At 34.8% G+C, this 22,249-nt stretch carries 22 protein-coding genes and 1 tRNA gene; 15 read left to right on the top strand and 8 right to left on the bottom strand.

The window, feature by feature from the left end; translation table 11 throughout:
* Window positions 1–3 precede the first annotated feature (3 nt).
* Window positions 4–480 (bottom strand): hypothetical protein, encoded by a 477-nt coding sequence (locus FORMA_RS00400; RefSeq protein WP_069673801.1) that lies wholly within the window; start codon window positions 478–480, stop codon window positions 4–6.
* 135 nt (window positions 481–615) lie between these two features.
* Between FORMA_RS00400 and FORMA_RS00395 the strand changes: the two genes are divergently transcribed.
* A complete protein-coding gene (locus tag FORMA_RS00395; RefSeq protein ID WP_069673800.1) occupies window positions 616–1,638 on the top strand; it encodes a metal-dependent hydrolase in 1,023 nt (340 codons plus the stop codon).
* A 4-nt stretch (window positions 1,639–1,642) separates the two neighbouring features.
* Here the strand turns inward: FORMA_RS00395 and FORMA_RS00390 are convergent, their stop codons facing one another.
* Window positions 1,643–2,842 carry an aminotransferase class I/II-fold pyridoxal phosphate-dependent enzyme gene (locus tag FORMA_RS00390; RefSeq protein WP_157505999.1) on the bottom strand — a complete coding sequence of 400 codons (1,200 nt, stop codon included), beginning with the start codon at window positions 2,840–2,842 and terminating at the stop codon, window positions 1,643–1,645.
* A 150-nt stretch (window positions 2,843–2,992) separates the two neighbouring features.
* Between FORMA_RS00390 and FORMA_RS00385 the strand changes: the two genes are divergently transcribed.
* The 3 genes from FORMA_RS00385 to FORMA_RS00375 all read left to right on the top strand — a co-directional run bounded on the left by FORMA_RS00385 (window position 2,993) and on the right by FORMA_RS00375 (window position 5,712).
* Window positions 2,993–3,451, top strand: coding sequence for an Lrp/AsnC family transcriptional regulator (locus FORMA_RS00385; RefSeq protein ID WP_069673798.1), 459 nt, complete (start codon window positions 2,993–2,995; stop codon window positions 3,449–3,451).
* A 62-nt stretch (window positions 3,452–3,513) separates the two neighbouring features.
* Window positions 3,514–4,914, top strand: a complete 1,401-nt coding sequence (gene lpdA / locus FORMA_RS00380; RefSeq protein WP_069673797.1) for a dihydrolipoyl dehydrogenase — start codon at window positions 3,514–3,516, stop codon at window positions 4,912–4,914.
* 210 nt (window positions 4,915–5,124) lie between these two features.
* Window positions 5,125–5,712 carry an RNA polymerase sigma factor gene (locus FORMA_RS00375; RefSeq protein ID WP_197500768.1) on the top strand — a complete coding sequence of 196 codons (588 nt, stop codon included), beginning with the start codon at window positions 5,125–5,127 and terminating at the stop codon, window positions 5,710–5,712.
* A 10-nt stretch (window positions 5,713–5,722) separates the two neighbouring features.
* On the opposite strand, the gene FORMA_RS00370 is transcribed toward FORMA_RS00375, so the two are convergent.
* On the bottom strand, window positions 5,723–7,072 hold the full coding sequence (locus FORMA_RS00370; RefSeq protein WP_069673796.1) for a DEAD/DEAH box helicase: 1,350 nt from the start codon (window positions 7,070–7,072) through the stop codon (window positions 5,723–5,725).
* A 99-nt stretch (window positions 7,073–7,171) separates the two neighbouring features.
* On the opposite strand from FORMA_RS00370, the gene pabB reads away from it, so the two are divergent.
* The 3 genes from pabB to FORMA_RS00355 are packed head-to-tail and all read left to right on the top strand — an operon-like array spanning window position 7,172 to window position 10,752.
* Window positions 7,172–8,461: an aminodeoxychorismate synthase component I gene (gene pabB, locus FORMA_RS00365; RefSeq protein WP_069675383.1), complete on the top strand. Its 1,290-nt coding sequence runs from the start codon at window positions 7,172–7,174 to the stop codon at window positions 8,459–8,461.
* Between the two features lie 16 nt (window positions 8,462–8,477).
* Window positions 8,478–9,806 (top strand): tRNA lysidine(34) synthetase TilS, encoded by a 1,329-nt coding sequence (gene tilS / locus FORMA_RS00360; protein ID WP_069673795.1) that lies wholly within the window; start codon window positions 8,478–8,480, stop codon window positions 9,804–9,806.
* Window positions 9,793–10,752, top strand: coding sequence for a YheT family hydrolase (locus FORMA_RS00355; RefSeq protein ID WP_069673794.1), 960 nt, complete (start codon window positions 9,793–9,795; stop codon window positions 10,750–10,752). Before tilS ends, FORMA_RS00355 begins: the two co-directional genes overlap by 14 nt.
* On the opposite strand, the gene FORMA_RS00350 is transcribed toward FORMA_RS00355, so the two are convergent.
* The 3 genes from FORMA_RS00350 to FORMA_RS00340 are packed head-to-tail and all read right to left on the bottom strand — an operon-like array spanning window position 10,726 to window position 12,607.
* Complete coding sequence (locus FORMA_RS00350) at window positions 10,726–11,319, bottom strand: Maf-like protein (RefSeq protein ID WP_069673793.1); 594 nt, start codon at window positions 11,317–11,319, stop codon at window positions 10,726–10,728. The two genes, FORMA_RS00355 and FORMA_RS00350, sit on opposite strands and share 27 nt — an antisense overlap.
* A 6-nt stretch (window positions 11,320–11,325) precedes the next feature.
* Entirely contained in the window at window positions 11,326–11,856 is a 531-nt protein-coding gene (locus FORMA_RS00345) for a KdsC family phosphatase (protein WP_069673792.1), read from the bottom strand.
* On the bottom strand, window positions 11,849–12,607 hold the full coding sequence (locus tag FORMA_RS00340; protein ID WP_069673791.1) for a Rossmann-like and DUF2520 domain-containing protein: 759 nt from the start codon (window positions 12,605–12,607) through the stop codon (window positions 11,849–11,851). The genes FORMA_RS00345 and FORMA_RS00340 overlap by 8 nt, the downstream gene beginning before the upstream one ends.
* Window positions 12,608–12,758: 151 nt before the next feature.
* Here FORMA_RS00340 and ccsA point away from each other — a divergent pair, with 151 nt between their 5' ends.
* On the top strand, window positions 12,759–15,950 hold the full coding sequence (gene ccsA, locus FORMA_RS00335; protein WP_069673790.1) for a cytochrome c biogenesis protein CcsA: 3,192 nt from the start codon (window positions 12,759–12,761) through the stop codon (window positions 15,948–15,950).
* Here the strand turns inward: ccsA and FORMA_RS00330 are convergent.
* On the bottom strand, window positions 15,947–16,606 hold the full coding sequence (locus tag FORMA_RS00330) for an HAD family hydrolase (RefSeq protein WP_069673789.1): 660 nt from the start codon (window positions 16,604–16,606) through the stop codon (window positions 15,947–15,949). The two genes, ccsA and FORMA_RS00330, sit on opposite strands and share 4 nt — an antisense overlap.
* 103 nt (window positions 16,607–16,709) lie before the next feature.
* On the opposite strand from FORMA_RS00330, the gene FORMA_RS00325 reads away from it, so the two are divergent.
* The 6 genes from FORMA_RS00325 to FORMA_RS00295 all read left to right on the top strand — a co-directional run bounded on the left by FORMA_RS00325 (window position 16,710) and on the right by FORMA_RS00295 (window position 20,617).
* Window positions 16,710–16,895, top strand: a complete 186-nt coding sequence (locus FORMA_RS00325; protein ID WP_069673788.1) for a hypothetical protein — start codon at window positions 16,710–16,712, stop codon at window positions 16,893–16,895.
* A 116-nt stretch (window positions 16,896–17,011) separates the two neighbouring features.
* Window positions 17,012–18,169 (top strand): trans-sulfuration enzyme family protein, encoded by a 1,158-nt coding sequence (locus FORMA_RS00320; protein ID WP_069673787.1) that lies wholly within the window; start codon window positions 17,012–17,014, stop codon window positions 18,167–18,169.
* 5 nt (window positions 18,170–18,174) lie between these two features.
* Window positions 18,175–18,894 (top strand): bacillithiol biosynthesis deacetylase BshB1, encoded by a 720-nt coding sequence (gene bshB1, locus FORMA_RS00315; protein WP_069675382.1) that lies wholly within the window; start codon window positions 18,175–18,177, stop codon window positions 18,892–18,894.
* A gap of 69 nt (window positions 18,895–18,963) precedes the next feature.
* A tRNA-His gene (locus FORMA_RS00310) sits at window positions 18,964–19,039 on the top strand.
* A 485-nt stretch (window positions 19,040–19,524) separates the two neighbouring features.
* A complete protein-coding gene (locus tag FORMA_RS00300) occupies window positions 19,525–19,950 on the top strand; it encodes a hypothetical protein (protein ID WP_069673785.1) in 426 nt (141 codons plus the stop codon).
* 7 nt (window positions 19,951–19,957) lie between these two features.
* Window positions 19,958–20,617 carry a hypothetical protein gene (locus FORMA_RS00295; protein WP_069673784.1) on the top strand — a complete coding sequence of 220 codons (660 nt, stop codon included), beginning with the start codon at window positions 19,958–19,960 and terminating at the stop codon, window positions 20,615–20,617.
* A 167-nt stretch (window positions 20,618–20,784) separates the two neighbouring features.
* Here FORMA_RS00295 and FORMA_RS00290 read toward each other — a convergent pair whose 3' ends face one another.
* Window positions 20,785–21,108, bottom strand: coding sequence for a hypothetical protein (locus FORMA_RS00290; RefSeq protein ID WP_069673783.1), 324 nt, complete (start codon window positions 21,106–21,108; stop codon window positions 20,785–20,787).
* 632 nt (window positions 21,109–21,740) lie between these two features.
* On the opposite strand from FORMA_RS00290, the gene FORMA_RS00285 reads away from it, so the two are divergent.
* A complete protein-coding gene (locus FORMA_RS00285; protein ID WP_157505998.1) occupies window positions 21,741–22,229 on the top strand; it encodes a hypothetical protein in 489 nt (162 codons plus the stop codon).
* Window positions 22,230–22,249: the final 20 nt, after the last annotated feature.

Genomic DNA, 22,249 nt, shown 5'->3' with positions numbered 1-22,249 from the left:
TGTTTATGATTTTAAATCTTCAATCTGAAGATTGTACTCGTATTGTAAATCTTCATGAAGTTTTGATGTCTTTTTTTGAATCAATTCAATCTGGCGATTAAATATATTTGTTAATGTTTTGTTCTTCAAAACTGAGGGTTTTATTTTTAGCATTTGATGACAAACATAGAGGAGTAGCTCAACTTCTGTTTCAGGGCAGTTTGAATAACGAGAAAACTTTCTGACACGACGTAAAATTTTTCGTACACTCTTTTTAATGTAAAAATAGCTGTTGGTATTGATCTCATTAAAATGATCGTCTAGTTGAGTTTTAATGCTGTTTATGTAACCTTCCTCATTGTCAGCTTCAAACAGGAGGTATGTTAGTAGTTCCTTGTTTTCAAGTTTGAAGCGCGCCAGACGTAAACAAAGTTGTTTTATACTTTCTTTATCCAAACCCGCTAACTCTTTTCTAATTTCTACGACACTAGCTGCTTTCATATGTGTTGTAATATTACAATTTTTAAGAAATTATCACAAAAAGATGTTGAATTTTATTTTTTTCATTTTTTTTAAATAAAATTTAGTTAAAACCACAACAGAAACTACAACAGATATGTACTTTTGTCTTTATTTATGGATTCACTTACACAAATTGTTTTGGGTGCCGCCTGCGGTGAAGTAGTTTTGGGAAAAAAAATTGGCAATAAAGCCCTTTTTTTTGGTGCTATAGGAGGTACGCTCCCTGATCTTGACGTTTTTGTAGGAAAATGGCTTTACAGTAATGAAATTCAGGCTATGGCCTTCCATAGAGGGTTTATGCATTCTATTCCGTTTGCAGTTATTTCAAGTATTCTTTTAGGCTATTTTCTGTTTTGGTCTTTTGATCGCGGAAGTCGAAAAGGGCTTACTACAAGAAAAAATTGGATTAGCTTATTTTTTTGGTCGATTTTCACACATCCTATTTTGGATTGTTTTACCGCCTATGGTACACAGTTATTTGCTCCTTTCTCATCTTATAGAGTAGCTTTTGATAATATTTCTGTTGCAGATCCTTTATATACTGTTCCGTTTTTGTTGAGTCTTGTTTTGTTGTTGTTTTTCAAACGCAATTCAAAGCCAAGGCGTACCATATTAAACTTTGGTATAGTGGTAAGTTCGTTATATATGCTGACAACCTTTATTAATAAGACATACATCTCCACTGTATTTAAATCTTCATTAGAAAATCAAAAGATTGTATATAGTCGGTTTAGGTGCCAGCCAACGATCCTGAATAATGTACTTTGGTATGGTATTGCTGAATCTAAATCTGATTATTATGTAGCCCTTTATTCCATATTCGATGAGTCGGATTATCCAAAGAAATGGCAGCGCATTCCAAAAAATCACAACCTAATTCCTACAAATGACAAAGATATTCAAACCTTAATTTGGTTTAGTAATGGGTTTTACAGTGTAACAGAGTCTGCTGAGCGAGGAGTTTTTATTTTTAAAGATTTAAGATATCCATTGATGGATGAAAACGATCCAAATTCATCTGTTTTTAGTTTTTCAATTGAAAAGGTAAATGAGCGTTGGATTGCAGCGCCATTTTACCCAGTGAATCCTGACGAAGAGGACGTTTTAAATTTCTGGAACCGTATTAAAGGAATTTAGATACTTAAAGTACGCCCACAGATTTCATACAAGCGCTCATTGATTTGAATGTTCGCTTAATATCATTATCCAATCCAACAGAAAAGCGAATCAGTCCTGGGCTTAAGCCCATTTCCTTTTGCTCATCCTCAGGAATTTCGGAAGATGTAGACGATCCTGGTGCGCTGAAGAGCGTTTTATAAAAACCAAGACTAACCGCTAAATACCCTAAATTTTTCCCTTGCATTAACTCCATCAAGGCATTGGCTTTTTCAAGTGTTCCAACGTCAATAGTTAGCATGCCGCCATACCCAAATTCTGTATTCATTTGGCGTTTAAACACATTATGTGAAGGGTGTGTGTCTAGTCCAGGATATACAGTTTTGACGCCTAAAGATTCAAATTGCTTTGCTAAATACATGGCGTTGGCACTGTGTTGTTTCATTCTTATATGTAAAGTTCTTAAGTTTTTAAGAATAGACGCCGCGCGTAGACTGTCCATTGTAGCTCCGAAAAGCATTGCAGCTCCATCGTTTACATTACGTAAGTTATCTACGAGCTCCTGTGTGCCACATACCACACCTCCAATTGTATCACTTGCGCCATTGATAAATTTTGTTAGGCTATGAATAATTATATCTGCACCAAGCTGTTTTGGCGAAATGGATAAAGGGGAGAAGGTGTTGTCAACAACAAGTTGAAGGTTGTGTTTTTTAGCAATTACTGAAAGGGCTTCAATATCAGCGACTTCAAGAAGCGGATTGCTTACAGACTCACAGTAAAGCACTTTTGTTTGACTTGTAATCGCGGCTTCAACTGATTTAAGACTTGTAATATCAACAAAACTTGTTTTAATATTAAGTTTAGGTGTAAAGTTTTTTAGAAAAGCGTAGGTGCCTCCGTATATTGTTCGGCTCGATACGATATGATCTCCAGCCGCACACAGCTGCATGAGTACGGCTGTTATTGCGCCCATTCCTGAAGCTGATACATTTGAAGTCTCTGTTCCTTCCATTGCAGCCAATGCTTCTCCTAAGTAAAGGTTTGACGGGGAGCTATGTCTTGAATACAAATAACAACCGTCTGCGTTGCCTTCAAAAGTGTCAAACATGGTTTTAGCGGACAGAAAGGTGTAGGTTGAAGAATCAGAAATGGAAGGATTTATTCCTCCAAATTCACCGAAATACTGTAAGTCTTGAATGAAGTCTGCTGGTTTCATAATAATTATGATTATTTTAAGTCAAATAACTAAAAATTATGACATAAAAACAATGAATATTTATTTAAATAGAAAATAAATCTAAAAATATAAATTTTTTAGACAAAAAATTTATATTTTTGACAATATTTAACTTAATCATGATTTTTTTTCAATATGAAACTCGACGAAATAGACTTGAAAATTTTACGCCTCTTACAAAAAGACGCTAAATTAACAAATAAAGCGCTTTCTGCAAATTTAGCACTTTCTGTAACCGCTGTGTACGAACGTATCAAAAAACTTGAAAAAACGGGCTTTATTCAAGGATATGTTGCTTTAGTCTCTAAAGAAAAAGTAGATAAATCTTTTGTAGCATTCTGTCATGTGAAACTTGTACAGCACACCCAAGATAACGTAAAGCAATTTGAACGTGAAGTGATTGCTATTGATGAGGTTTTGGAATGTTATCACCTAAGTGGTGATTATGATTACTTGCTCAAGGTTCATGTAAAAGACATGGAATCTTATCGAAAATTTATGATTGAAAAACTCACAAATTTAAATCATATTGGGAGTACACACAGTATGTTCATGATCAATGAAGTGAAGCACACAACTGCCCTAAATATTTAGAATTTTCTTCACTTCTATTGATTGGAAGTTTGTATTTTTGTTGCTACTTAAAATATATAATTATGAAATCGTTTGATGTTGCTGTAATTGGTTCTGGACCTGGAGGATATGTTTCGGCCATTCGCTGCGCACAGCTTGGTATGAAGGTCGCAATCATTGAAAAATATAGCACCATGGGTGGTACATGCCTCAATGTAGGATGTATACCTAGTAAAGCTTTATTGGATTCGTCTCATCATTTTGAAGACGCTGTGAAGCATTTTGATACACATGGCATAGAAATACCATCAGAGGTTAAGGTCAATTTAGAGAAAATGATGGCGCGAAAGCAATCGGTTGTAGATCAGACTACAGTTGGGATTGAGTTTTTAATGAAGAAAAATAAAATTGACGTTTTTCAGGGTGTTGGTGCGTTCAAAGATGCGACACACATTACTATTAGCGGTACTGAAAATGAAGAAATTGAAGCGAAGTACACCATCATCGCTACAGGAAGCAAGCCTTCAACTTTGCCTTTCGCAAAGATTGATAAAGAACGTGTAATAACGTCAACAGAAGCCTTGAAGTTAAAAGAAATTCCTAAACACCTAATTATTATTGGAGGAGGAGTGATCGGGTTAGAACTTGGTCAAGTATACAAGCGGCTAGGTTCCGAAGTTACAGTGGTGGAGTACATGGATCGTATCATTCCCTCAATGGATAAGGGCTTATCTAAAGAATTGGCTAAAGTCCTCAAAAAGCAAAAGTTTAAAATCAACACCTCTCATAAAGTAGCTTCGGTAAAACGCGTTGACGATCGTGTTAGTGTTCAGGCTGAAAATAAAAAAGGGGAAACAGTAACATTTGAAGGGGATTACTGCTTGGTTTCAGTAGGGCGAAGCGCCTACACTGTTGGTTTAAATTCTGATGCTGCAGGAGTTCAATTAAATGAGCGTGGACAGGTATTAGTGAACGATCATTTGCAGACTACAGCGACTAATATTTATGCCATTGGAGATGTTGTAAAAGGTGCTATGTTAGCGCATAAAGCAGAAGAAGAAGGGGTTTTTGTAGCAGAACACATTGCAGGCGAAAAACCGCATATTAATTATAATTTAATACCAGGCGTCGTTTACACCTGGCCTGAGGTTGCTTCTGTGGGTAAAACAGAGGAGCAGTTAACCAGTGAAGGTAAAGCCTATAAAAGTGGGCAATTTCCAATGCGTGCCCTTGGGCGAAGCCGTGCAAGTATGGACCTAGATGGTTTCGTAAAAGTCCTCGCAGACGAAGCAACGGATGAAATTTTAGGCGTACATATGATTGGCGCTCGCTGTGCTGATTTGATTGCAGAAGCTGTTGTGGCTATGGAGTTTCGCGCATCTGCTGAGGATATTTCTAGAATATCTCATGCGCATCCAACCTTTACAGAAGCCATAAAAGAAGCTGCGCTGGCAGCCACCGGTGACCGAGCTTTACATGTTTGATGAAAAAGTATTTTCTTCAATAAAAAAACGATCAATTTTGATCGTTTTTTTATTTTAAGTAGTATTTATTTTTTTATTTTTCAAAAAAATGTATATTTAAATCACTGAAAAACAATGAATTGTCTAACATTTTAATTATGTAATTAAACAAATTTTATAAATATTAACTGGGCTTTTCAGAAATGATCAGCAAAAGCAACCCCAATCGCTTTGAACTTAAAAAAACAACACCTGAAAATATCAGACGAAGCACTAGTACGTGCTATCATCGAAAAAGAAGACACACAGCTTTTTGAAACTTTATATGACCGTCATTATGGATCAGTATATAGGCATTGTTTGCGGTTTTTCAAAAACAAACAAGATGCTGAGGATTTATCTCAAGAAATCTTTTTCAAGGTTTTTCTCAAGCTTAGTGCTTTTTCATTCAAATCTAAGTTCTCAACTTGGCTTTATAGTTTTACACGAAATTATTGTATTAATCACACTAGACAGCTAAAGTATAGAAAACTTGAAAATCGTTATGTCGATCCAGAAGAATTAAGTGCTTATTATTTAAACTATAATTACGATTCAAGTGGAGTAGACCAACAACAGCACTTAAGGCTTAATTATGCTGTAAGTTTGCTTTCTAAGCAAGAACAACAACTTGTTTTGATGAAATATTGTAGGCAGATAACAATTAAAGAGCTTGCACGGATATTTGAATTAGGCGAAAGTGCGGTGAAAATGAAGTTGAAACGCATCAAAGTTAAGTTAATGAAAAGCTACAACGAACTAAACTTGGAAAGACTTTAAGTTAAGAATACTACTTTCTTTTCCGCCGATTAAAATTTTTGTCTCCTCTTGTTTTAGGTTTTTTGTATTTTTTTGCAATAGTTTTTCTATACGATCCTCCTAAATTTACTTTTTTATTTTTTTCTTTCTTTTCGTGAAATGCTGGACCTGGAATATCATCATTTCTATTTTTGTGGGGGTTGTAGTGTTCCTTGCTGTTTTTTTCCTCAGGCATTAGTTCGTTCGAAACATCAACATCATCGGGCCATACCAAGCATTCAATTTTAAAGTCCATGTAGGTCTCAATTCCCATTCTTTGATCTTGTTCTGTTTTTGTAGAGAATAAGATGCTTTCCCCTTTTTTTTCTGCTCTTCCTGTTCTCCCAATTCTGTGCATATAATTTTCAGGAAAAGCAGGCGTATTGAAGCTAATTACATGCGATATATCGTTGATATCAATTCCGCGTGCCATTATATCTGTAGTAATTAAAATTCGACTGCAGCCAGTTTTGAATTCTTCGATGGCATTAGTTCTATAATTTTGAGATTTGTTAGAATGCAGAACGGTACATTCATTGGCAAAGTTAAGAGCTATTTGATTAAATAAGCGATCTGCAATACGTTTTTGATCTACAAAAACAAGAACCTTATTATAATGTTCTTTTTCCCTCAATAAAAAATTTAATAGATTCACTTTAGTATTGTAGTTTGCTACATCAAAACGATATTGCTTAATATTTTTCAAGGGAGTACCCGAAATTGCGGTAGAGACTTTGTTGGGCGCTTTGAAAAATGAAGTAATTAGTTCATCTACATCAGTTGTCATAGTAGCAGAAAACATGATGTTTTGGCGTTGTTCAGGCAACACATCAAAGATGTTTATTAATTGATGCCTAAATCCTAGATCGAGCATTACATCGACTTCATCTATGACCAGTTTCTGAATCCCCTTCAGGCGCAGAGCCCTGCTTAATGCCAAATCATACAAACGCCCAGGTGTAGCAACAATTATATCTGCACCTGCTTCAACTTCTCTTTTTTGTGTGTTAATGTTTGTTCCTCCAAAAACTCCAATAGTTTTAAACGAAAGTTCAGTGCATAAGTTGTTTACACTTTCTACTACTTGAAGAACCAATTCTCTTGTGGGGACTATAATAAGTATTCGTGGCAAATTTTGTGTTGGTTTACTTAGGTTTCTAAGTAAGGGTAGGGTGTATGCCATTGTTTTTCCAGTCCCTGTTTGTGCAATACCCACTAAGTCTCTTCCTGAACAAATTTTAGAAAATGAGCTTTGTTGAATCGGCGTTGGTTTCGAATACCCCAAACGTTCAATAGCTCTGTATAGCTCTGGTGTTAAATTAAATTCACTAAAGTGTTCCAAGTACAAAATGTTTTCTCAAAGGTAATGTATTCTAAGAAAGTAGGAGTATATTTCAAATATCTGTTTAAATTTACATTTCAATATAAGTTGTTTCATTTTTTGAGAACAGACCATCACATCAAGTTAGATAATATAAAGGAATTCAAGAAGAAACTTTTGCAATGGGCAAACGCTTTTGATAAAGTTGTTTGGCTTGATTCGAATGAATATAATCAAGCCCATAGTAGTTTTGATGCGGTTTTGGCTGTCGAAGGATTGTCTAGCATCCAAGTAGGCGTAGATCAAGGCTTTCAAGTATTAGAGGATTTTATCAAGGAGACGTCCGACTGGGTCTTTGGTTATCTCTCCTATGATTTGAAAAATGATATTGAAGCGTTATATTCTTCAAATTTTGATGGTCTTGGTTTTTCAGACTTGGTTTTTTTCCAACCCAAAAAAATATTTATGTTTCATGGAGATGAAGTTATTGTTCGATACCTCAATGAATTTTCTCATTTAATTCATTCTGATATCGAGAAAATCAATAATCAACATTTAGGCTATACAAATCATACAAGTTATAAGATTAATATCGTGCCTAGAACCTCCAAAGAATCTTATTTAACAAAGGTAAACATACTTCAAAGCCATATCAATAGAGGGGATGTTTATGAAGCTAATTTTTGTCAGGAGTTTTATGCGCATGCTAACATCGACCCTTTGGCTACTTTCCACAAGCTTCAAGAGCGCTCTACACCGCCCTTTTCAGCTTACATGAAAAATGGAAAACAATTCAGTCTTTCAGCTTCACCAGAGCGGTATTTGAAGAAAGAAGGTGAGCTAGTTATTTCCCAACCCATTAAAGGGACGTCGAAACGCTCTGCTAATTTAAATGAAGATGCAAGGTTGAAAAAAGACTTAGAGTCTAATCCAAAAGAGCGTAGTGAAAATGTCATGATTGTCGATTTGGTTCGTAATGATTTGTCTCGAATAGCCAAAAAAGGTTCTGTACAGGTGGATGAGCTTTGTGGATCCTATACTTTTGCGCAAGTACATCACCTAATTTCTACAGTAACTGCCAAAATTAAAGATGACTACTCGTCGGTTGATGTTATAAGATCTACTTTTCCCATGGGCAGTATGACTGGTGCTCCAAAAATCGCAGCCATGAAACTTATAGAGGAGCTAGAGGATTCTAAACGAGGTCTGTATTCCGGAGCTATAGGATATTTTACACCATATGGAGATTTTGACTTTAATGTGGTGATAAGGAGTATCTTGTATAATCAGGATAAGGCATATGTTTCATTTTCTGTAGGCAGTGCTATTACCTCAAAAAGTTGTCCAGAATCTGAGTATGAAGAGTGTCTTGTAAAAGCAAAAGCGCTTAGAGAGGCTCTGGAGAATTAATTTGTATTTTTGCAGCATGCTAACAGCTTTCAATACACATATAGAAAATAATTTTTCTGGATTAACGAATCAAAAGATTTTGTTGGCCGTTTCAGGTGGGGTGGATAGTATGGTTCTTGCTGATCTGTGTTTAAAATCAAATTTTAATATTTCAATCGCACATTGTAATTTCAAATTACGAGGCGATGAAAGTGATGCAGATGAAAGGTTTGTTCTAGAATATGCAAAAAATAATAATTTGACAGTCTATTCTGACCATTTCGATACAGCTGATTATGTTGAAAGAAATAAGTTGTCTGTACAGATGGCAGCACGAAAATTACGCTACGATTTTTTTGATAAGCTTCGTGATGAATACCTTTTTGATGCGGTACTTACTGCTCACCACGCCGATGATAATTTAGAAACCTTCTTCATCAATTTAAGCCGAGGATCAGGACTAGATGGATTGGTTGGGATTCCCAACAAAAATAAATATGTTATCAGGCCTTTGTTGTTGTTTACTAGAGCTCAAATTCTTGAATATGCTTCAGAAAATAAACTCAAATGGCGTGAAGACAGTAGCAATGCGAGTTTGTGTTATCAGCGCAATCATCTACGGCATGAATTGATGCCTGCTTTAAAGACTATTTACCCATCAATCATCAATGCCTTGCAAAGTACCCAAAACTACCTTAAATCATCCCAAGACTTGCTAAATAACCATATTAAAGCCGTTTTTGATGAAGTTATAGAATATTCGAATACATCTGAGAAGCATTATTCAGTATCCGCTTTAAAAAATCTTAATCCGTTACGTTCGTACATATTTCCTCTGTTCCGCTGTTATGGGTTTACGGATTTTGATGAGCTTTATAATTTGATTGATGCGCAGACGGGGAAGCAGATTCATTCTAAAACCCACTCGCTTTTAAAAGATCGATCTGTGTTAATTCTTACTAAAAAATCATTAAATAAAAAATTTTACCAGAAAATTGAAGCTGAAAACTCTACAGTGCGTATCTACGAATATGATATCTCATTAAAACTTGAAAACCCAAGTGAATTGGGTGTTTCAAATCATAATACATTGTTTTTAGATGCTGACAAAGTTCAGTTTCCACTGGTATTGCGTACTTGGAAGGAAGGTGATTATTTCTATCCTTCAGGGATGTCTGGTAAAAAGAAGATGAGTAAGTTTTTTAAAGACCAAAAGTTATCAATAATAGAAAAATCTAAAGTTTTGCTTCTGTGTTCTAATGATGCAGTAATTTGGGTTTTAGGAATGCGCTCAGACGCTCGTTTTTTAGCAGATAAAAAAACAATCAAATTATTGAAAATCAATATATTAAATGCCTTTAGTTAAATCTTACTTTAATCCTATTTTTGTATTTAAAAACGCCTTTATCTCAACAGTGTATTCTGGCTTGTTTAGGCAATTAAATATCAAACAAAAACGTGAACGCATCATTTTGCGTGATGGCGATTTTTTAGACTTAGACTGGAGTTACACAGCTGGCCAATCAAATAAGCTTGTCATTTTGTTGCATGGCATGGAGGGCGATGGGCAACGACCCTATGTGACTGGAGTAGCAAAGCACTTCAACAGCAATGGTATTGATGCTGTTTGTGTTAATTTTAGAAGTTGTAGCGGTGAATTAAATAAGAAGTTCTCTAGCTTTCACTCTGGGCAAACCGATGATATTAAAGACGTAATTGCTCATGTTATTAAGACTTACAACTATACTTCAATTTTTTTGAAAGGAATAAGTTTAGGGGGTAATATTATTTTGAAATATTTAGGGGAAAACGACAACATTCCTCAAGAACTTAAAGCAGCAATGGCAGTTTCAGTTCCTGTTGATTTGGCGGCTTCATCAAAAGCCTTGCATCAATTCAAAAACATCCTTTTTCATATTTACTTCATGATAGGGTTAAAATATAAATTGATGAAAAAACAACGGCAATTTCCAGATAAAATTTCGAGAAAAGCTCTGTACTCCGTATGGACTCTTCGAAAATTGGATGAGGTATATACTGCCAAAGCCAATGGTTTTACAAATGCGGCGGATTATTATGAAAAATCAAGTAGCTTAGGTTTTTTATCCTCTATAAAAACCCCTGTTTTATTACTCAATGCCAAAAATGATTCATTTCTAACGCCTTCTTGTTTTCCGCTAGAGATGGCTAAAAAGAGTAAATATTTACATTTAGAAACTCCTGAAAAAGGAGGTCATGTTGGATTTATTCAAAAGGGCTATGTTTATTATAATGAAAAAAGAGCCTTAGAATTTTTCAGAAAATTTCAATAATTGGGTATATATCTTATCCAATGGGAAGCCCATTACGTTAAAATATGAACCTTCAATTTTTGTGATTCCAATTTGACCTATCCAATCTTGTATCCCATAAGCTCCAGCCTTATCCATTGGATTGTAGTTATCAATATAATATTCAATTTCAAGGGCGGATAGTATCTTAAAGGTGACTTTAGTTGAGGAATTGAATAGATCTTCATTTGTTGTACTTCTCAAGCAAACAGATGTAATTACCTCATGTGTTTTACCACTTAATTTTTGAAGCATTTGAAAGGCCTCGACCTTAGATTTAGGTTTGCCCAATGCTGTGTTTTGGTGCCAAACGATAGTGTCGCTAGTAATGAGGAGGTCATTTGGATTAATTTCCTTTGAAAATGCATTTGATTTATGTTTAGCGAGATAGTCTGAAATCGCACTGTTCTTAAGCTGTTTTGGATAGTTTTCGTTAATTTCTTTTAATCGAATTTCAAAGGGAACGCCTAATGACTTTAGCAATTCTTGTCGTCTTGGAGAACCTGATGCTAAAATTAAATTTTTAGATTTTAATCGATTTTTTAACATTAAAATTTAGTCATTTTGAGCATCAAAATCTCTCATCCATAAACCCTTTACTTTCATAACCTGTTCGATAATATCACGAGCTGCACCACAGCCTCCGTTTACGTGGGATATGTACTCTGAAATAGCTTTCACTTCTGGCGCTGCATCTTGAGGGCAGCAAGGTAATCCAACGAGTTTCATTACGGGTACATCAGGGATATCATCACCCATGTATACAATTTCGTCAGTAGTAAGACTGTATTTCTTTATAAATTCTTCGTAGTGCTTTACTTTGTCATGGGCACCTAAAATAACCTCTTTTATCCCAAGACCTTCTAGACGTTTACGAACTCCTTCATTTTTTCCACCAGAAATGATACAAACTGTCAAACCTGAATCTACAGCAGCGCGAAGCGCGTAACCATCTCTTGTGTGCATTTTACGAAGCAGTTCACCATCAGATGTAACTAACAATGAACTATCTGTAAGCACCCCATCGATATCAAAAATGAGTGTTGTAATGTTGTTTAATAATGCTTTGTAATTTTTCTTAGCCATGAGTTTTTTGGATTGATTTTGTAATTTGCTCGTATAATTCTTTGTAATTCGGGTTTTTTTCTAAAAGATTTAAATGAGTTTTTAATGTTTTGATATCGCGTCTTTTTGCGGGGCCTGTTTGGGCCATATAGGGTGAGAGGAGTTGTACTTTTTTTGCAGTTTCAAGAATCAAGGGATTAAGAATTTCAAAATCTAAGCCCTGCTTATCCACTAATTCGTGTGCAATTCGGTATAATTGATTTGTGAAATTATTAACGAAAACTGCTGATAAATGCAGTGTTTGGCGTTGTTCTGAGTTGATCTTGTAACTAGGGCTTCCTATAGCTTTTGCTAGGGACGTCAAAAAAATTCGGTCTTTTTTAATTGTAGTTTCTATACATATCGGAACATTTTTAAAATCTAATTCTGCTGATTTTGAAAATGTTTGCAGCGGGTAAAATACACCACGTCTATTTTTTTTATTTAAATGGCGCATAGGGACGCTTCCAGATGTGTGAACCACCAATCGATTTTCAAAAGGAAGTTGATTAGATAGGCTTTCAACATGATTATCACTAACTGCCATTATGTATACGTCTGCAGTAGCTAACTTACTTAGATTGTTGCACTGCTCAGCAGCGGTCATATGGTTTATGCTATTAATTTTAGACCTGTTATACCATTGAACAAGCTTAATACCCTCTGAAGCATGTATGGCTTTACATAAATGCGTACCAACATTTCCAGCTCCTAAAATAACAACAGTAATCATAGCGCTAATTTACACAAGAATAAGGTCTTTTAAAAGTTTACAATCTGCTTTATGAGATAAATATTAAAATTAGTGTTAAAAGCGGCGTTTATAAATTAATTTAATACAAAAAGTAACTACCTTTGTGGTCCATAAAATTTGTCACTTTTTTATGCTCAAAAAAATAGCCAATATTCTTTTTTCAACACGCCTCACTGCAGTTTTGTTTATTGTTTACGCCGTTGCAATGGCCGTTGGGACATTTTTAGATCAGGGGCAAAGTACTTCGCCAACTCCATATTCTAGAAATTTAATTTATAATGCGCTTTGGTTTGAGGCAATCATGGCTATTTTCATGGTCAATTTTATTGGAAATATTTTCAGATACCGATTGTTGCGCAAAGAAAAATGGGCAACCCTAGTACTTCATTTATCATTTATCTTCATTCTTCTTGGTGCCTTTATAACGCGAAATTATGGTTTTGAAGGCATGATGTCTATTCGTGAGGGTGCAACTGAAAACACCTTTTTGTCACAAAAAACTTACTTAACTACCTACATTGATGGGGATTATAAAATTGATGGTCAGTTGCAGCGTCGTGTTCTCAACCACGATGTAGATTTTTCACCAAGATTAGAAAACGACTACAAAAGAGAAACTAATTACGGCGATGCACGAGTTGTTTTAGAGCTTATTAACTTTATTCCGGGTGCTGAAGAGGATATTGTGCCTAATGACAATGGGAAATACTATTTGAAATTAGTGGAGGCAGGAAGTGGAGCTCCGCACAATCATTTTTTGAAACTTGGCGAAGTCAGCAGTATACACAATGTGCTGTATGCACTCAATAAGCCTACTGAAGGCGCCATAAATTTAACTTATTCTGAAGAGGGTTTAACGATTCAATCTCCTTTTGAAGGTGAGTATATGACCATGGCTACTGGCTTTCAAGGTAGACTTATCAAAGACAGTATTCAACCTTTAGCGTTAAGGTCGCGTTACATTATAGGAAATCAAGCCATTGTTTTTCCAAAGCCTGTGATAAAAGGTGTTTTTGATGTGGTGAAAAAATCTAAATTACTCAAAGGAGATGAAGATGGCGTTGTGCTTAAAGTTACTGCAAATGGAGATTCTAAAATAGTGAAATTACTTGGTGGGCAGGGGGTAAATAACCCTTTTAAAGAACTGAGTGTAGGAGGTTTAGATTTTGCATTCAAATATGGTTCTAAAATACTTGATCTTCCATTTGATATCAAGCTTAATGATTTTATTGCAGAGCGTTATCCAGGAACTGAAAAAAGCTATTCATCTTTTGAGAGCAAAGTCACCGTTTATGATGAACAAGAAGGCACATTTGATTTTCATATTTACATGAATAATATTTTAAACCACAAGGGGTATAAGTTTTTTCAATCCTCTTTTGATCCCGACGAGAAAGGAACTATCCTTTCAGTAAACCACGATTATTGGGGGACTTGGTTTACTTATCTTGGGTATTATTTATTGTATTTTGGTTTGCTTGCTATTTTGCTGAGTAAGGGCGCAAGAATGGAAGTTTTACGTAATCAGTTAGATAAAATTAAACGCAAGAAAGCCGAGCTTACGATTCTAGCATTTGCTTTCTTTTCCTTGGGTGTCAATGCGCAAACTACTCATACTTCTGATCATCAGATGTTGCGTCCAACAGCACAGCAACTAGATTCAATTTTATCGGTCAATATAACCCCTCAGGAGCAATCAGATCTATTTGGGCATCTTGTTATACAAGATTCTGACGGACGAATGAAACCCGTGAACACCTACGCTTCAGAGCTATTGAGGAAATTATCTAAAAAGGATGTTTACAATGACTTTTCTGCTAATCAGGTGTTTTTATCTATGCAAGAAAGTCCGCAGCTGTGGTATAATGTTCCAATAATCTATTTAAAGCCAAAAAAAGCAGATACCATTCGCCAGTTAATTGGAATTCCAAAAGAACAAAAATATGCTGCTCTGATTGATTTTTTAGACAAGAACTTGAATTATAAACTCGGTCCATATTTAGAAGAAGCTTACAGTGCTCAAGTGCCTACAGCGATTCAAAAAGAGTTTAAAGAAGCAGACCAGCGTGTAAGCTTGTTATTTAATACGCTGGAGGGAGATGCTTTGCGTCTTTTCCCAATCCCAGAGGACGAAAATAATAAATGGGTATCGTCCAAAGAATTTGTACAACAAAACTTATCAGTAGGTGATTCGTTATATGCGAATTTCATTAAAACAGGTTTTTTAGCTTATCTCGCTACTTTGCAAAACGATAAGTTACAAGAATCTGATTTTTCACAAAGCCAAAAATTACTTGGCGCACTTAAAACTACCCAGCAACGCTATGGTGGAGATGCAATGCTCTCGGAGGAAAAAATAAAAACTGAAATTAAGTACAATAAATACGATATCTTCAAAAAGCTATTCAGTTGGTATATGTATGCTAGTAGTTTGATGTTTGTTCTTTTAATTGTTCAAATACTAAAAGATAAAAGTAAAGTCTTAAATATTTCAGTTAGTGTTTTCAAGGTTTTGCTTTACGTTTGTTTTGCTTTACACACAGCCGGACTCATTGCTCGATGGTATATTTCCGGACATGCACCTTGGAGTGATGCTTACGAGTCTATGATCTATGTGGCTTGGGCAACCATGGCTTTTGGTATAATGCTCGGACAGAAGAGTAACCTCACTTTTGCCTCAACAGCCTTTGTAACTGCTATGATTTTAATGATTGCACACTGGAATTGGATGGATCCTTCTATTGGGAATTTACAACCTGTTTTGAACAGTTACTGGCTCATGATTCATGTAGCTATCATAGTGGGGAGTTATGGCCCTTTTGCTTTGGGAATGATATTAGGAGTGATAAGTTTATTGCTTATGATTCTTACGAATTCAAAAAATAAGCAAAAGATGGCATTGAACGTCAAAGAACTTACCATCATTAATGAAATGGCACTTACTGTTGGCTTAGTTATGTTAACCATAGGAAATTTCTTAGGGGGTATGTGGGCTAATGAGAGCTGGGGTCGTTATTGGGGTTGGGACCCCAAAGAAACATGGGCGCTAATCAGCATCATGATTTATGCTTTCGTTATCCATATGCGTTTGGTGCCTGGTCTTAGAAACCGTTTGATATTCAACATCGCTTCTGTTCTTGCCTTTGGAAGTATATTGATGACCTATTTTGGGGTAAACTTTTATCTTGCAGGATTACATTCCTACGCAAAAGATGACCAAGAAATAAGTGTTACATATATTTTAGCTAGCCTTTTTATCATTACAGCAACTAGTGTTATGGCACACTTTAAACACCGCAAGTTCTATACGCAGAAAAGTTAATTAAACTTTTTGTGCATCCTTTCAAAAGTAATTTCTTTGTAATCAGAAATAAGCATGTCTGCCAAAGTGTAATCTTGGTTTTTGGAGTGCTCACTTTTGTAGGCCACACAATAAATCCCTGCACGTTTTGCAGCTTTGATCCCATTGGTTGAATCTTCGATTACAAAACATTCATTTGGCAAAGCATCAGCTGCTTTGGCTGCATTGATAAAAATTTCAGGATGAGGTTTTGATGCGTTTAAATCGGCACCACTCAATTTAGTCGAAAAATACTGGTCTAAGCCAAAACGCTTTGTGACATTATTTATGGTGAACATGGATGCTGAAGAGGCGAGAACAAGGGTAAGTCCACTGGCGTGATAATCTTTTATAAGTTCTTCTACGCCATGCAATAGTTGCAGTGCATCATCTTCATGAAAGAGTTTAGTGAAACGATCACGCTTGAGCTGCACCAATTCCTTTGGGCTTTGTTTAAGCTTGAAATTTTTGCAGAGGAACGAACAAATAGCATGTGTAGATTGCCCTGTAAACCCTTCATACATAACGTCAGAAACCTTGATGCCTACTTCGGAAAACATAAATTTATAAGCCTTGTGGTGAAGGGGTTCAGTGTCTACAATAACACCATCCATATCAAACAATACTGCTTTTAACATTCTCTATTTTTTGCGAAGTTAATTCTTCGCTTTATATTTTTTTCATTTTATTAAACAAATAATCCTATTTTTTTTTATTTTTAACTTTTAAAATTATGCTTCAATGAAATTTGTAAAACTATTAGGAATCACCAACGCGCTCTTATTGCTGTTGTGTGTTCTAATTATTATAGTCTCTGAATATCTTTTCTTTTCGGGAGACCAATTACACGGAATTTTTGTAGGGATCTGGGCGCCTATGCTTGTTGGTCTAATGATATTTTTTAAACTCTTTCGCCTTGGCCGCTAACGACATCGTATTATATTTTTCCATTTTCGTTTCTGTTTGTGTTGCTATATGGGCATTTGTTCTTATTAAGCAGTTCAACGATTTAGATAACAAATAGCGTTTAACAAACACTTTTAATGTCAAAAAACAAACTAGGTGAACGTACCATTTGCACCCACACTGGTGCTGTGGATGATCCTGTCTTCAATGGGGCAGTTTCTCCTGTCTATATGTCAACTTCTTACAATTTTTTAGATCAGGATCCAAAACGTTATCCGCGCTATTTCAACACACCGAATCAAGAATTCTTAGGCAAGAAAGTGGCCGCATTAGAAGAAGCTGAAGCTGGAATGCTTTTTTCATCTGGCATGGCTGCCATTTCCGCTGTGATGCTCACCTTGTTAAAGTCAGGAGATCATGCGGTGATACAAAATGACATCTATGGTGGCACTCGAAATTTTATCGAAGCGCATTTTAATTCTTACGGAATAGCCTATACTTTTACTAAAGATTTATCTGCTAATTCATTTGAAGCATGTGTGCAAGACAACACAAAGCTTATTTATTTAGAATCGCCTTCAAACCCTCTTCTGAAACTTGTTGATTTGTTTGCAGTGGCAAAGCTTGCAAAATCAAAGCAGATCACCACCGCTATCGATAACACTTTTGCAACACCTATTGTTCAGAAACCAATAACCTTAGGTGTAGATATTGTAATTCATTCTGCCACAAAGTATTTTGGTGGACATAGTGATATTTCTGCTGGTGCCGTTGCTGCCTCTAAAGATATTATGGGTAAAATTTGGAATCTAGCTAAAGATTTTGGTGGAAACCTCAGTGATCAAACCGTATGGTTGCTGGAGCGAAGTATGAAAACTTTGGCAATTCGGGTAAGAGCCCAACAAAAGAATGCTAAAAAAATTGCACGTTTTTTAGAAAAACACCCTGCTGTAAAAAAAGTATACTACCCTGGCTTAGTTTCGCACGAACAACATCAATTGGCCAAAATTCAAATGAAAGGATTTGGAGCAATGTTGTCTTTCGAACTATCTAAAGAATACGATACGGTTTTGTTTTTGAAATCTTTACAACTGATAAAACCCTCTATGAGTTTGGCTGGAGTAGAGAGTACAATGATTTTACCTGCTTTAACTTCACATGCTTTACTTTCTGAATCGGACCGATTAGCACAGGGGATTTCCAGTCAGTTGATCCGTTTTTCTCTTGGAATTGAATCAAAAAAAGATTTAATTCACGATATTGAACGCGCAATTGATTGCAGCAATCAAAAATAAATCGCATGAAAGTAGATATTTTAGCCTTTGGCGCCCATCCTGACGATGTTGAATTGAGCTGTGGCGGTACACTTCATAAAGCCATTAATGAAGGAAAAACCGTAGTTATCATAGATTTGACTCGAGGAGAACTTGGTACAAGAGGATCGGTTGAAATTCGAAAAGAAGAGGCGAGTACTGCTGCCAAAATTCTTGGAGTACATAAAAGGGAAAATTTAGAGTTTCCAGACGGTTTTGTATTCAATACCAAAGAAAATCAGCTGGAAATCATCAAGAAAATACGTCAATACCAACCTGAAATTGTTTTTTGTAATGCTATAGATGACCGACATTCAGATCATGCCAAATCGAGTGCTTTAGTACGTGATGCTTGCTTTTTGAGCGGTTTGCTTAAAATTGAAACTCTAGACACGAGCGGGGGGTTGCAAGAGTCTTGGCGCCCGAATGCAGTGTATAGCTATATCCAATGGAAAAACATCACTCCAGACTTTGTAGTTGATATTAGCAGTACTATAGACGTAAAAATGGCATCAGTTGCAGCATATGCATCTCAGTTTTTCGACCCAAACAGTAAGGCTCCAGAAACACCTATATCGACAAAAAATTTCATAGAAAGTGTACGATATAGAGCTGCTGATTTAGGTCGATTGGTAAATACCAGCTATGCAGAAGGCTTTACTAGCGACCGTCTTTTGGCAGTTGAATCTATATTTGATCTAAAATAAATTAAAAAAAAATCTTTGTATAAAATCATAAATGCGCTACATTTGCACACGCATTTTTATGTGATAAACGGTGGTTGTAGCTCAGTTGGTTAGAGCGCCTGATTGTGGTTCAGGAGGTCGTCGGTTCGAGACCGATCTTCCACCCATTAAAAGTCCTTTCGCAAGAGAGGACTTTTTTCTTCTCTAACCAGTTTCGAAAAGCACCTAAAAGCACTTCACGACTTTCATTTTAAACATCTCAAAGAACACTTCAAATCTACTAAAAACTGACAGACATTTGACAGACATTGGCTTTTAGTTGTTTTCTCAACACGCTTTGTTCCAAAGCAACTGCGCTAACAATTACTATACTTGTAGTAAACAACTTGTATTTATTTTGTACTTTAGTTGCACTTGTAAATTATACACTATGAGAAAATTACTTTTAATTTTTGGAGCATCATTCTTTTTGCTTTCTATAAACTCGTTTGAGGAAATTAATCAAGTTGAAGAAGATTATTTTTTAGAATGTAAATACCGACAATGTAATGCTATTGCTAAATCAACGGAGAAGCGTTGTAAAAGATGTGTAAGTAATTCAAACGACTATCAATGCTATCAACATAAACCAAAATCTTAAATATTAACCAAATGAAAAAACTACTCTTAATCTCCGCTTTTTTAATCTTCACTTTTGGATATGGGCAAGTTGATGTGACTGATTTGGGGAAAAAATCTTTTTCTGAAGTAAAAAATTCATTTTCAATTCCAGCTTGTGAAGTTACAAATAATGAAATAATAACTTATTGTGTTGAGGACGGAAGTAGGTTGTCTTTCTTGTTTAAAAATAGAGTTTTAAATGGTATAATGACAATGACAGCATTTCCAACTCAATATTCTGCCGAAAGAGAACTTGAACTTGAAATTGAAAGGCAAAAATCTTCAATTGGAGTTGAACCTTTCATTGCTAACGGTAAAACTATTTTTAATACGCTTGAAAGTCCTATTTTTATTACATATAGCGTAGATTATTTTAAACAAACCTATTATATGGTACACTATATTGCAGCTAAATAAAAACTAAATGAAAAAACTACTCTTACTCTCCGCTTTATTAATCTTCGCTTGTAGTAGTGATGATAGTTCGGATACGAATGATGATAATAATGTTCCTGACGGTCAATATTTCTTTGAAATTGAGATTGGAAATGAAGTTCACCGAATACAAGGCATTAATACTGAAATAAGCACCAATGGGCAAAACTCGTGTTCAGCGTCATTAGTTGGAGGTACTCAAGGTGTAATATTTAGATTAAGTGATGCTTCTGCAAGTGATTATGTTTCTGGTCAACCACTTCAAATAATGTTGTTAATTAATAATCCTCAATTAGGTAGTAACAATAATGGTAGAATTGAATTTATAGATGCTGTAAATCAAGGTTCTTTTTTATACAATTATGCAGAACAAAACAATTTTACCTTAACTGGCAGTAATTTCGTTGAAAACACTACTATGAATGCTATTGATGCAATTTCAGAGGGTGTAGTTGGTAAAATATCAAATATTACATTGTCAAGTATTGGGACGCCACCAAGTAACCCTATTTTATTTGATGGCGATAATCTTTCTGGCTCATATGAGGGGGTACTTTATTTCATAGCTAATGGTTGGACAAGTTCTGATACAAATCACGACATTCCTGTTCCAATAAAAATAAGTTTCAGTGCTGTAAGGTTTAATTAAACCCTGTTTGATGTATAAACTTATTCATATAGTTAACTTCATAAATTACTACGGACTATACTTTGATTTAAGAATTAGCAGAACTAATTATATTAGAATTAGATTGTTTTAAACTTCTCAACTCTACTAATTGGCAAAGCTTCTACTTTATAGTTTCCATTGTTTGTTTACCCTGCTAAATCTTTAAACTTAAAGTTGTCTAAACTTTTTCTGTTTACCTTTTCGTTTCCATTACTATCTACAATAGTGATTTTTATGTCTTGTGGTATGTCTTCAACTATATGTTGTTCTATAGATTGTTTAGGTAATGAATGTTTTAAGGCTATGTCTAATAGCTTTAGTTTTTGTGAGTTGTTTAATGTGTTGTAGTCAAGGTCTTTTAAGATATGTGTTATTAGTGTTTTAAGGTCGTTTCTTAAGTCTATATTTAATGATTTACCTCTTTTGCTAATCTTACCTGCTTTACTTGCTGTTTTACTATTAAAGGGCATATTTATTTTATTTGTTGTAACTTGAAATAAATAGTTGTTTATGGATGCTTGTCATATTGTATGTTTATTTTCAATCTTTGTTAGTGTCTGTGTTTCTATTTGGATGGTTGCAATGATTAAAGAAATCAATTCTTAATCACATTTCTACACTATGTTATTTTATGTTATAAGTATATAAATATTTAGAGATAATTTTGTGTTTTAAAGATATAAGGCGGTCTAAAACCGCCGTACTTAAACAACTAAAATCTTAATATAAAGTCCAATATTTAATAATAAAACATAGTTATCCTGTATAGTAGATTTTAAGTCTTTTTATATTTCTGAAGTTATGTTTAGATGGGCGTCTGAAACGCCCCGTAAATGAAATATAAAGTCTGTTTAGAAAGCTGATTATATTAAGACTTTCATATAAAAGCTTGTGTAAAGTTAGTAGATTTTTCGCACATTATCAAGTAATCTTACCTGTAAAACACCTAAAACTTATTTACGAGATATGTACATTTTGTAGTAATTTACTTACAAACCATAGGCATATCTTCTTCTTTCAGTTCAGCTATTTCTAAACCACGTAAGTAGGTTAGACTTATTTTAATTATATTTAACATATGAAAAACTTGTTTGTATTATTAATGTCAGTTTCAATTTTATCTTGTGGTAAAGACCCATATCCTAAATTTGATATTAAACTACCTTCAGGTTTTGAAACCGAAGTTTATAAAGATGGATATAATTTATTAACAGCATCTAAATATGTTAATGGAGATATCGAAAGTATGATTGAATTACGATACTCTGATGATTGGTCTTTTTCAACATTTTCAAATAACACCTACATTGCTGAAATGCTAAAAACTGACAAGTTTGAGAAAGCTTCTTCAATGATGTTCAATAATTTTAAGGTTCAAATCAAAGAAAAAATGTACTTCAAAAATTTAGGCTATTGTTTCTACTCTATTTACAGTGGGGATTATTATGCCAATAATGTTAGAGTTACAAACGTTGTTGTTCAATTTGTTAAAGGAGACAAATTATATACTTTGTTGGGAAGTACATTCCCTGAAAACTTTTCTAATTATCACAAACAATTTTTAAATACATTTGAAACTTTCACACTATGAAAAAAGCACTGTTAATTATT

It is taken from the genome of Formosa sp. Hel3_A1_48 (assembly GCF_001735715.1).
Taxonomy (GTDB): Bacteria; Bacteroidota; Bacteroidia; order Flavobacteriales; family Flavobacteriaceae; genus UBA3537.
Note: the sequence above shows the minus strand (reverse complement) of the source record. Positions and strands in the feature narration are given on the sequence as shown.